This is a genomic window from Colwellia sp. Bg11-12 (genome assembly GCF_014076955.1).
GTDB lineage: Bacteria > Pseudomonadota > Gammaproteobacteria > Enterobacterales > Alteromonadaceae > Colwellia_A.
Genome location: NZ_JACGUZ010000046.1, coordinates 21,715 through 33,815, shown reverse-complemented (window position 1 = coordinate 33,815; position 12,101 = coordinate 21,715). Strand labels below are relative to the sequence as shown.

Sequence of the window (12,101 nt, the reverse complement as noted above, 5' to 3'; positions counted from 1 at the left end):
ATTGATTATATTTCATTAATTTAGCAGAAGAACAGTGATAAAGCAGGAATTAATAAAAATAAAAAGCCCACTGTTTAAAAAGTGGGCTTTAGTTTTAATCATGTGACGCGCTGTAATAATGTAAATAAAACTTATTTTAGAAAGACGTTGTATCCGTAAATAAACCTACTTTTAAGTCTTTAGCTGTGTAGATTACTCTACCGTCAACTAAAACTTCACCATCAGCAATACCCATGAAAAGTTTACGTTTTATGACGCGTTTTAAAGTAATTTTATAGGTAACCTTTTTATTCGTCGGTAAAATTTGACCGGTAAATTTCACTTCACCCACGCCAAGTGCACGGCCACGGCCAGGTCCACCAGACCAACCTAGGAAGAAACCCACCAGTTGCCACATAGCGTCTAAACCTAAACAGCCTGGCATTACGGGGTCACCTTTGAAATGGCAATCAAAAAACCAAAGGTCGGGACTAATATCAAGTTCAGCAATAATCTCGCCTTTACCGTATTCGCCGCCATCTTCAGTGATAGAAATAATACGGTCCATCATAAGCATATTGTCTGAAGGCAATTGGCTATTTCCTTCGCCAAACATTTCGCCCGTACCCGCTTTTACTAAGTCTTCTTTAGAGTATGAATTTTGATCTAACATGAGGTCACTTTTCTTCAGTAATAAAATTATTCGCTACTTTAGCGAACACCTGTACACTAAACAACTCTGAGCAGTACTTTATTTGAATTTTATTGATATAAAGTTAGATCATTACTACTTTTTTATATATTATTTGGTTACGCATAACCTTGTTTTTTTTTAAAGGAATTTGGTAACATACTGATGAAAGATGATAAAAAAGCGTTTAGCAACGCAGAAAAGCAAAAACGCTACCGCGAACGGCAAAAAGAGTGTGGTAAAAAGGAAATGCGTGGTTATTTATCTCCAGAAGCGCAAAATTGCTACGAACTCATTGCCGAACAAACTAAATGGACTGACAGTGTTATTTTAAGCAATGCTGTTCGGTTAACCTATGCGGCTTATAAAAATGGTCAAATTGGTTTACTGAATAATTGGTTGAAAAAGCATGACCTGTAGTTAAAAATCAACCTCATTGTCTGTAAATAAGGCAGAGGAAAATTTATGCTACACTTTTTTAATCAAGATAGTTAAATTCAATTGTGCTGTTTGTTAATACCCTATATGCTCTGATCTTATAAAGTAAGGATATTAATGGCAGTATTCTTCTACACAATAAAAATTGTAAATTAAGGTGAACTTCCGTTGATAAATGTTTTATTGGTTGATGACCATGAGTTGGTTCGTACAGGGATACGTAGAATTCTTGACGACGTTAAAGGACTTAAGGTTATTGGTGAGGCCGAAACTGGAGAAGAAGCCGTACAATTTTGTCGTAAAAATGAACCCCATGTTGTGCTAATGGACATGAACATGCCTGGTATCGGTGGTTTAGAAGCGACTAAAAAAATAATTCGCTATTCACCCGACATAAAAGTTATTGTCTTAACGGTTTATTCTGAAGACCCTATCCCTACAAAAGTTATGCAGATTGGTGCTGCCGGTTATTTAACGAAAGGGGCCGGTGCTGATGAAATGGTTAACGCTATTCGTGCAGTTAATAGCGGGCAACGTTACATAACACCCGATATCGCGCAGCAAATGGCATTAAGCCAGTTTAAATCTAATCAAGAAAATCCATTTAATATGTTGTCTGAACGTGAACTACAAATTATGTTGATGATCACGCGTGGTGAAAAAGTCCCTCATATTTCAGAACAACTTATTTTAAGCACCAAAACGATTAATAGTTACCGTTACCGAATGTTTGAAAAATTAAATGTCGGTAATGATGTCGAACTAACTCATCTTGCTATTCGCCACGGTATGATTAAAACAGAAACATTATAAACTTTGTCAGTAACTCAGCCCATTTTTGATCATCAAGCTTTTCTCTCTTCAGTTTCTGAACAAGCGGGTGTTTATCGGATGTACGATAAACACCAAGCCGTTATCTATGTAGGAAAAGCTAAGCAACTTAAAAAGCGTCTAGCGAGTTATTTTCGTAAAGATGTCGGCAGCACTAAAACCAAAGTGCTCGTTAGTCATATCATTGCCATTGACGTTACCGTAACTCACACAGAGGGCGAAGCGTTAATCCTTGAAAATAATTATATTAAAAAGTATCTCCCTAAATATAATATTTTATTGCGTGACGACAAATCTTACCCCTATTTATTGATCACTGATCACAAACACCCTAAATTAGGTGTTCATCGTGGTGGCAAAAAGGTTAAAGGTGAATATTTTGGCCCTTATCCAACCGTTGGAGCTGTTTGGGAAAGCCTTCGTTTAATGCAAAAGTTGTTTCCTGTTCGCCAGTGCGAAGATAGCTACTACCGTGCCCGCAGTCGTCCTTGTTTGCAATATCAATTAAATCGATGCTCAGCGCCGTGTGTTGACAAAATATCAGCCGTTGATTATCAACAACAAGTTGATATGGCAAAACTATTCTTACGCGGTAAAAGCTCTACTGTTATTACTAGTCTTGTTAATAAAATGGAAGAAGCGAGTCAAACACTTAATTTTGAGAGTGCGGCGAAATACCGTGATCAAATAGCCACTTTACGACAAGTTCAAAAACAGCAGTTCGTTAGTGGTATTGTCGCAGAGCTTGATGTGATCGGTATTTACATTGAGAAGTCACAGGTTTGTGTGCACGTATTATTTATACGCGATCAAAAAATTTTAGGAAGTAAGAGCTATTTTCCAAGTGTTCCAGCTGATACCGAACAAGCAGAAGTCTATCAAGCATTTATCAGCCAGCATTACTTAGGGCAAGACTTAAACAGTGCTGTTATACCCAAAGAAATAGTGATCAGCGAAAGCTTTGAACAGATTGAAGAACTTACTCAGCTTTTAAGTGAACAAGCTGAGCGTAATGTTAAAATATCAACAAGCGTACGCAGTGAGCGCGCACAATATTTAAAATTAGCGTGTACCAATGCACAAAATGCATTAGCCACAAAAAATAGTCATAAAGCTTCAATGCAGGCACGTTTTTCGGCATTAAATGAAGTCTTTGAACTAGATAATGGAATTAATCGAATTGAGTGCTTTGATATTAGCCATACCATGGGTCAACAAACTGTGGCATCAAATGTGGTTTTTAATCAAGAAGGGCCGTTAAAAAGTGATTACCGACGTTATAATGTTTATGGCATCACTCCCGGAGATGATTATGCAGCGATGGCTTTTGCGCTTAACAAGCGTTATGGCAAAGTGACTAATATGGAAAACATGCCTGACATCGTCTTTATTGATGGCGGCAAAGGGCAACTATCAAAAGCCGAAGAGTTCTTTGCAAACCTTCAGGCTAATACAACATTAGACAAAATCCCCTTATTAGTGGGCGTTGCAAAAGGAGAAGGGCGAAAGCCTGGACTTGAAACGTTGATTTTAGCGGGCAGCCACCAATTAATTTCTTTACCCCCTACCTCCTCAGCTTTACATTTAGTACAACACATACGTGATGAGTCACATCGCTTTGCTATTACTGGACATCGAGCTAAACGTCAAAAAGCCAGCAAAAAATCAACACTTGAATCTATCGAAGGTATTGGCGCCAAGAAACGTCAAGCTCTCCTAAAGTACTTAGGTGGCCTACAAGAAGTAATGCAAGCAGATAGAAGCACGCTTGAAAAAGTTCCCGGTATTAGTAAAGTGCTAGCTGAAGCTATTTATAATGCCCTCCATGAAAAGTAAGTGAAGTGATTTTTTAAAAGAATGACTTAAATACATCTTTATTTATTCTGTTTGTTTTTTTGATAAAAATTTACGCCCAGCCTCTAATCTGTGTAGAATGTGACAACGCTTGTTGTCATTAGTAGTAAAATAAATTTATGTGGACTATTCCAAATCAAATTACTATGTTCCGTATAGTATTAATACCTGTGTTTTTAGTGGTGTTTTATTTACCGGTATCATGGAATCATTTCGGCGCATTTGCCGTATTCTGGCTTGCAGCTATTAGTGATGCCCTTGATGGCTACTTAGCACGTAAACTCAATCAATCTTCAGCTTTTGGCGCGTTCATTGACCCTGTTGCTGATAAGCTAATGGTTGTTGCCGCTTTAGTACTCCTTATTCAAGACTATCAATTATGGTGGATTTCAATTTCAGCCATCTTAATGATTGCTCGTGAAATATTTATTAGCGCCTTGCGTGAATTTATGTCTTCTCGTGGTAAGCGAGATGAAATTGCTGTGTCGCAAATGGGTAAGTATAAAACAGCTGCGCAAATGTTAGGTATTATGGGACTTATTTGGCAACCCGATTATGATATTCCATTAATTTTGTTTAATTTTCCGCATGAAATATTAATGTTTATCGCTTATAGCTTTTATGCGATAGCTACGGTGCTTACTTTTTGGTCGATGATCGCTTATTTTAAAGTGGCTTGGCCTGAGTTAGTTAAACAAAACAGTTAGAAAATGATGTTTTTAGTTAAAAAAACGTCAAATTAGCCGCTTTTTAAGCAGTCAAAACAAAATTGAAATTAAACTGTTGACTCCAAATAATTTCAATGTAGAATGCGTCCCAAGTTGACAGGGAGTCAGCAGATGAAGCGGCTGTAGCTCAGCTGGTAGAGCATCACGTTGCCAACGTGAATGTCACGAGTTCGAGTCTCGTTAGCCGCTCCAAGTTTGATTTGTAATATTATTTTCGTTATTGTCAAGTGTAAAAGTTTGGCGGGTTGGCAGACTGGTTATGCTGCGGATTGCAAATCCGTCTACCTCGGTTCGACTCCGGGACCCGCCTCCATATCTTATGTAAATAAGTGTGGGAGTATAAAGGAATTAGTTTAAATGCTAATAAGTAGGGAACCAATCTCTACTCTAAAAAATAATTATCCGATGCCCGGGTGGTGGAATTGGTAGACACAAGGGATTTAAAATCCCTCGCTCATAGAGTGTGACGGTTCAAGTCCGTCTCCGGGTACCACTTTTTCCTTATGGAATTAAAGAGGGTAATTTAATTGATGTACGCTGGCACGTACAAGTAAAAAATATTAACTTGTATAAAAGCAAGAAATGAAGCGGCTGTAGCTCAGCTGGTAGAGCATCACGTTGCCAACGTGAATGTCACGAGTTCGAGTCTCGTTAGCCGCTCCAATTTTATTTTAGATTTATTAGTAATACCTTAAATAATGTTTAGTTATTTAATCTACGAAGCGGCTGTAGCTCAGCTGGTAGAGCATCACGTTGCCAACGTGAATGTCACGAGTTCGAGTCTCGTTAGCCGCTCCAATTTAGTTTTGAATGAACTAAATTTATTAGCAAAGCATTAATGTTAATTGTGAATGTAATTTGTTAATAAAAATGTAATTCATTGTTAATAATTACAATTCTAGTGTTTTAATAAGCTAGAGAGTAGTATAAGATACAGTCTTATTAATTGCTCAAGTCTCTTCTTCACGATTTCTATATAAGTGTAGCAGTGTTAGTAGGGAGCCAATCTCTACTTTAAAAAGAATTATCCGATGCCCGGGTGGTGGAATTGGTAGACACAAGGGATTTAAAATCCCTCGCTCATAGAGTGTGACGGTTCAAGTCCGTCTCCGGGTACCACCTTTACTGTTCTTTCTGTACAGTAAATCAAAGTTATACTCAGCAGTAGTAAACTTACCATCTCGCATGAATCATGCAACTATCAATATTTAATAAATAATTAATTTTATATATCAACAACATATCTGTAATATTTTTGACGTTCTTTAAAGATTATATTTTAAAAATCATCATGCTAAAAAGATATTTCTAATGAATAAATATACTCTGATATATTTACCCGTTTCTAGCCCTTACTTATTTCTGAGTTTTATCAGTATTCATTATTCATTATTCTCATTGTAAGCAGTTAAGCAGTTAAGCAGTTAAGCGTTAATTTTCAGCCACTATAGTTAACTTCAGTATCGTAAAATACTGTTCTTGTCATTTTTATTTAGATTAATTTATCGCAACAACAACACTATTATGGTCTGCAAAATAACGTGAATTTTTCTAAACGTGGCTAAATTAAGCTTACTTGCGATTGATTACTTATGTAAATTTAAAGAAAAGCTGATTAATCATAACTAATAAACTATGCTGATATAAGAATGAAGTTCATAACGTAAATTCTTTTATGTATTTGACGCTTAAAATATTTTTAACAATGAATAATTAATGTCATTAAAAGTCTATGGTGAAGTATGGATACCGTTAGGTTAAAAAAGTTACTTTTTCACCAACAAGATATATTATCTAAAATTGCATTAGGGACATCTTTAAATGATGTTTTACACGATATTTGTTTATCTATTGAAGAACTTATTGATGATAAGTCGGCAAGATGCTCAATATTGTTGTTAAAGGGAGAGCAACTTTTTCATTGTGCAGCACCCAATATTGATGATAAATATTGTCAGTTAATAAATGGCATACATATAGGTCCAAATGTAGGCTCATGTGGAACAGCAGCATATTTAAAGTCCCGTATTATTGTTGAAGATATAGAAACATCATTGCTTTGGATTGACTTTAAGGAACTCGCGCTAAATTTTGGCCTTCAATCGTGCTGGTCAACACCTATTATCTCGACACAATCCAATATTCTCGGTACGTTCGCTATTTACCATAGCGCTCCTAAAACACCTTCCACCAAAGATTTAGAATTAATCGATTATTTCGTACACTTTTCTAGCATAGCATTAGAAAAAAATGCTGAGGGGCTTATGGTTGAGCAGTTAATCGCTGACCTACAGCAAAGTAATGAAAAGTTTAAAGCTTTTACTAAAGTTATGCCTGATTTAACCTTAATCTTAAGTGAAGAGGGTGAATATACTGACATTTATGGCTCATCTGATGAATTGTTATATAAGTCGTTAAGTAAACTTATTCACAAAAATGTAAATGCCGTTTTGCCTAAAAAGGATTCACAGCCAATTATGGCCGTGATTAATAAAACATTAGCAACAAACGAGGTTCAAATTTTTGAATATGAACTTGACGTTCAAAAAGGTAGGGTTATTTTCGAAGGAAGAACTGCACCCATTGAAAATTACCAAAAAAGTAACCCATCTAAAAGACATATTGTATGGATGGCAAGGGATATTACAATCCGTAAAAATGCAGAAAAAGAAGTCGAACGATTAGCTTTTTTTGATCCATTAACAAACTTGCCTAATCGTAGAATGCTTAACGAAAGGTTAACTATGTGCGTTGAAAGAATAAAACGTTCACATAAAACAGGGGCCTTATTATTTTTAGACTTAGACAACTTTAAAAAAATTAACGATTCATTAGGACATAGCGCTGGTGATGAACTTTTAGTTGAACTGTCATACCGATTGAGTTCTGTTATAAGATCATCTGACACTTTAGCCAGAGTTGGAGGCGATGAGTTCATTATTTTGTTAGAATATGTCGGTGATGACAATGAGCAAGCGAATATCGAAGCAGAAATTGTTGCTCAAAAACTGCAAAGTGTATTCAATAAAAAATTTGAGGTCGAGGGATTAGCATTTCAGATGAGTTGTAGTATTGGTATTTGCCTAATTGATAGTAAAAATTCAGTTACAGATAATATATTGAAGTTCGCAGATACCGCGATGTACCGTTCTAAAATGAAAGGGGGGAATCGTTATAGCTTCTATGACCCTCGATTACAAACATTACTAGAAAACCAGGCTGAACTTGAAATAGATCTTGTCAGGGCTATCGCTTGTAATGAGTTTTGCACTTACTTTCAACCGCAAATAAGTGCATTAGGAAAAGTTATTGGCGCAGAGGCGCTTATTCGATGGGATCATCCCATAAAAGGACTGATAGCGCCCAATGAGTTCATACCGATTGCTGAACAGTATGGTCTCATGAATAAGTTACAACATATTGTACTAAAGGATATCTGTGTTTTAATTGAACAACTGAGTGCTAAAAACATTATTGATGATTTATTTAGTGTATCGATTAATATAAGTCACTGTCAATTTAACTCACTTTCCTTAAATTCTGAGTTACTTAATGTGATTAATGACTTTAATATACGACCATCACAAATTAAATTAGAAATTACAGAATCAATGCTCTCTGGTGATATGGAAAGTACCGCAAGACAGATGGAAGAACTTAACAAATATGGATTTATCTTTTCAATAGATGATTTTGGTACCGGTTATTCTCGCCTGGCACACCTAAGTGTTTTTCCTATTAATGAATTAAAAATTGATAAAAGCCTCATTGATAAAGTGTTAGATGATGGTAGCGGACTTAAGCGTGTAAATTTGATTATAAATTTGGCCAAAAGTCTTAATATAACCGTGATTGCTGAAGGGGTTGAAGGGATAGAACAATTTGAAATATTAACAGCTATGCATATTGATTCAATTCAAGGTTATATTATTGCAAAACCTATGATCAAAAATGAGTATGTAGAGTGGCATAAACTTAATGTCGTTAGCCCGGTGATTGACGTTCAAGTGAACAATAACTAAGTAACTCACTAATAACTCATAAAACACAGTAAAAGAGCATTAAAACGACTTAACAGTGACACTGATAATAGTGGTGATACATAGACACCTAAAAGGTCGATGAGGTAACTGTGCTATTGTTTTGTTAAACACACGCAGACCCGTAACTCTCATCATCTATTTGGGGAAAATGTTATAGGCATTTAAACGCATCAAACTAATAACCTCATTATGTTCTGAAATATTTAGATCAAAAGCCAAACGCCACTAATAATAAAATACAAACACCTATTAATACCAACGACACATAAGTTGACTGCATATTCAGTGGCATAACTTCTTGTGGTGACAGTTTTTTATCAATAAAGGTTTTTAACTGGGACAATACAGTAGAGCCAAGATATCGTTGTTGATTATTTTTTATGAGCTTAATGTTGTTAAATAAAGGCTTATTGAGACTTAAAAGCCTCGATACTTTAACCGAATAAAATGAACGATCATCTAGTTTATATACCATCAGTAATTTATAGATAATAATGGCGAGAACAATGGGTATTATTGATGAAATAAAACTGCTTAAGGTCACTAATGATAATAAGCTGGATAATGTGTATTTTTCATTGATCAAATACCAAGGTGCTAGCAACACTAATATTGTATTAGCGCTGCAAATAGCGAGTAATGGATAATCAGAACTTGGAGTGTGATGACTGTTTGACTGACCTTTATAGTAGGCCATATGGATAAATCGGCACATCAATAGTCCGGTAAATAAGGCACTAATAATAATCGCATATTTTAAATAAGGTAGATCATTAAGTAACATTTTAACTTCATTCTTAGCAAAAAAACCACTAGTAAAAGCTGCACCAACCAGTGATAACGCTGGTAATATCATGATGAGATAAGTCATGACTCGCAAATATATTGAGGTCGTGCTTTGCTTATTCAATAAGGGGGTAATGCCCACAGATAAAAATAGGGCTGACTTAGCTAAGCCGTGATGAATTGCATAGAAAACAATGGCGATGGTCATCGGATCTTTGAGTGAAGGAAAGGACAATACCACACCAAAACAAGCCGATAATATTCCCATTTGGCTAACCGTCGAGTAAGCCAATACCGCTTTAGGATCTTTTTGCCCTAAGCCCTTTAAGGCTGAGTAAAAGGCGCCTATAACCCCAACACCGATAGTCAGTAAACCTAGATGATAAAATGTGGCGACTTCATTAGATTGAAAGGGGAAAAACTTAAACCAACCAATCATGCCCGCTTTCACCATAAAACCACTTAATAATGCACTAGCAGGTACTGCTGCAACGGGGTGCGCAAGCGGTAACCAGGTGTGAAATCCAAATAAGCCAATTTTTATCCCAAAACCAATAATTAACATTACCCCCATGAACTGTAATAAAACAGGGTTAACTATTTGTTGAGATAACTCCATATAGTTAAGAATACAAAAGGCACTAAAAATAGCGACTTCACCTATAATTACCCACTTTATATACACATTAGCCGCTGATACTGCTGCTTCTGTTTTATCTCGAATAATGAGTACATAGGAAGATAAACTCATAAAGGTGAAAAAGGTCAAAAAACCAAACATATCCGCACTAAGCACTAAACCAAAGCTGCTGGCCATGGCTACACAAAATAGTGCCATAAAGTGAGATTTGTTTTTACCTAAATGCCGATAAAATAAAGCATACGATGAGCTGAGGAACCACAACAACCCTGCTAATAATAAAAACCCTTGGCTGAGTTCATTAAGTAATAATTCACTCCCAAAGAATAAAAACGGTATGCTTTGCAGTAAGTACTCGGACTGTAAGCCTAAATAAATAGCAGGAATAGCGCATAGAGGCATTAAATATGTAAATTGTTTCACTTTGGGAAGTAGCATAATTAATGCGGCTAATATCAATGGCAGCATAATACACCACACTAATAAACTCGACATTTGCACAGGTAGAATACTTGGTTGTAACACAGTTGCCATTTGACTAAAGCCAATTGATTCAGATGTTGCAATAAGCTTTGACCAACTCAATGCGCTATATTGACTGTTAGCAAATAGGCCTGCCAGTATAGCAAAAGTAATAGTAACAACTGGCGGTAATACCATCATCCAATGCGCTTCAAGTGTCGATTTTTTCTCTACTTGAATATGCTGTTTAGTCTCTGGACTGGCTTGTATATGAGCCGTTACAGGACTATGGTCAATAGCTTGAGTCTCCTCGATAGGGTCAAGAAACCATGCTCGATAAACCAGTGGTAAAAAATAAATGGCGTTTAAAACACTACTACCCGCTAACACCAAAATGACCCAAGAATTACCTGCTTCGATGGCTCCAACACCAAGGTACCACTTAGAAACAAAACCAGCGATGGGTGGTATGCCAATCATCCCTAAAATTGCAATGGTGAAGGCGGTCATTGTGATAGGCATTTTTTTAGCAATACCGTTTAACTCACTGACTTTATAAATGTGGTGTGTTTCTGCAAGCAAGCCTGCACAAAAGAACATAGTGATTTTCATTAACCCCTGATGAACTAAATGCATAATAGCGCCAACGGCTGCGATAGGGCCAGCTAATGCAATACCTAGGGTAATATATGAGACCTGACTAACGGTTGAATAAGCCAGTCGCTTTTTTATATCGTCTTGATAAATAGCTCTGACTGAGCCATAAATAATGGTAATACAAGCAAATATCACTAATACCTGCAATACGCCCAATGTGCTTGCTAGGTCAACACCATAAACATCATAAACGACACGTATAATACCAAAAGCTCCCGCTTTAACTACCGCGACAGCATGCAATAACGAACTAACTGGCGCAGGTGCAGCCATAGCGCGAGGTAGCCAGCCATGTAGGGGAAATAAAGCAGCTTTTACACCTAAACCTATCATTAGCATGACAAAGATAATCGTGATTGTGGTCGCATCTATATTGGGGGTATTAATTAGGATATCAGGTGTTGAAAAATCTAATGCGCCCGCGATAGATTTCAGCCAAACCACAGCGATCATTAAAATAGCGCCACCGATCATGGTATAACGTAAATAAGTTTTACCTGACTTTAAAGAGTCTGCGTTACCTTTATGCACAATTAATGGGTAAGTAGCGAGGGTAAGTAACTCATAAAAAATTAAAAAAGTAATTAAATTACCAGCTAAAGCCACACCTAAAGTTGAAAAAACACAGAGACTAAAAAAACCAAAAAATCGGCTTTTGTGTTTACCGTGCTTAAAGTAACCAACAGCATAAATCGTTGTGAAAAACCATAATACGCCCGAAAGAGTAACAAAAGCTAAAGAAAGGGCATCAGCTTTGAGCACCAAGTTAATATCAGGTAATAGCGGTAACCGTGTTTCAAACACCTCACCTTGAGAAACCCCCAAAAGCATTATGCCAATTAAGATGATGTTTACGGCGGCACTGGTTAAATTAACGGATGTTCTAAGTCGTTCATTTTTCTCATTGATCACCATCATCAAAATACCGGTACTAAAGGCAACGATTAAGATAATAAGCGGTAGCCAGTCGTTTAACATGACAAAATTCCTTG

7 protein-coding genes and 6 tRNA genes are annotated in these 12,101 nt (G+C 36.5%); 11 read left to right on the top strand and 2 right to left on the bottom strand.

What is annotated here, in order from left to right; all coding sequences use genetic code 11:
• Nucleotides 1–136 precede the first annotated feature (136 nt).
• Nucleotides 137–652 (bottom strand): bifunctional 3-hydroxydecanoyl-ACP dehydratase/trans-2-decenoyl-ACP isomerase, encoded by a 516-nt coding sequence (fabA, locus tag H4J39_RS01210; protein WP_182181111.1) that lies wholly within the window; start codon nt 650–652, stop codon nt 137–139.
• 183 nt (nt 653–835) lie between these two features.
• On the opposite strand from fabA, the gene H4J39_RS01205 reads away from it, so the two are divergent.
• From H4J39_RS01205 to H4J39_RS01155, 11 genes are all read left to right on the top strand, one after another.
• Nucleotides 836–1,090, top strand: a complete 255-nt coding sequence (locus H4J39_RS01205) for a hypothetical protein (protein WP_182181110.1) — start codon at nt 836–838, stop codon at nt 1,088–1,090.
• A 186-nt stretch (nt 1,091–1,276) separates the two neighbouring features.
• Nucleotides 1,277–1,921, top strand: a complete 645-nt coding sequence (uvrY, locus tag H4J39_RS01200; RefSeq protein ID WP_182181109.1) for a UvrY/SirA/GacA family response regulator transcription factor — start codon at nt 1,277–1,279, stop codon at nt 1,919–1,921.
• A 3-nt stretch (nt 1,922–1,924) separates the two neighbouring features.
• Nucleotides 1,925–3,775 (top strand): excinuclease ABC subunit UvrC, encoded by a 1,851-nt coding sequence (uvrC, locus tag H4J39_RS01195; RefSeq protein ID WP_259368713.1) that lies wholly within the window; start codon nt 1,925–1,927, stop codon nt 3,773–3,775.
• A gap of 137 nt (nt 3,776–3,912) precedes the next feature.
• Nucleotides 3,913–4,500: a CDP-diacylglycerol--glycerol-3-phosphate 3-phosphatidyltransferase gene (gene pgsA, locus H4J39_RS01190; RefSeq protein ID WP_182225619.1), complete on the top strand. Its 588-nt coding sequence runs from the start codon at nt 3,913–3,915 to the stop codon at nt 4,498–4,500.
• A gap of 137 nt (nt 4,501–4,637) precedes the next feature.
• A tRNA-Gly gene (locus H4J39_RS01185) sits at nt 4,638–4,713 on the top strand.
• Between the two features lie 47 nt (nt 4,714–4,760).
• A tRNA-Cys gene (locus tag H4J39_RS01180) sits at nt 4,761–4,834 on the top strand.
• 94 nt (nt 4,835–4,928) lie between these two features.
• Nucleotides 4,929–5,014 (top strand) — tRNA-Leu (locus H4J39_RS01175).
• 94 nt (nt 5,015–5,108) lie between these two features.
• Nucleotides 5,109–5,184, top strand: a tRNA-Gly gene (locus H4J39_RS01170).
• 59 nt (nt 5,185–5,243) lie between these two features.
• Nucleotides 5,244–5,319 (top strand) — tRNA-Gly (locus H4J39_RS01165).
• A gap of 235 nt (nt 5,320–5,554) precedes the next feature.
• Nucleotides 5,555–5,640, top strand: a tRNA-Leu gene (locus H4J39_RS01160).
• Between the two features lie 623 nt (nt 5,641–6,263).
• Nucleotides 6,264–8,543 (top strand): EAL domain-containing protein, encoded by a 2,280-nt coding sequence (locus H4J39_RS01155; protein ID WP_182225618.1) that lies wholly within the window; start codon nt 6,264–6,266, stop codon nt 8,541–8,543.
• A gap of 229 nt (nt 8,544–8,772) precedes the next feature.
• Here the strand turns inward: H4J39_RS01155 and H4J39_RS19020 are convergent, their stop codons facing one another.
• A complete protein-coding gene (locus tag H4J39_RS19020; RefSeq protein WP_182225617.1) occupies nt 8,773–12,087 on the bottom strand; it encodes a complex I subunit 5 family protein in 3,315 nt (1,104 codons plus the stop codon).
• Between the last annotated feature and the right edge of the window lie 14 nt (nt 12,088–12,101).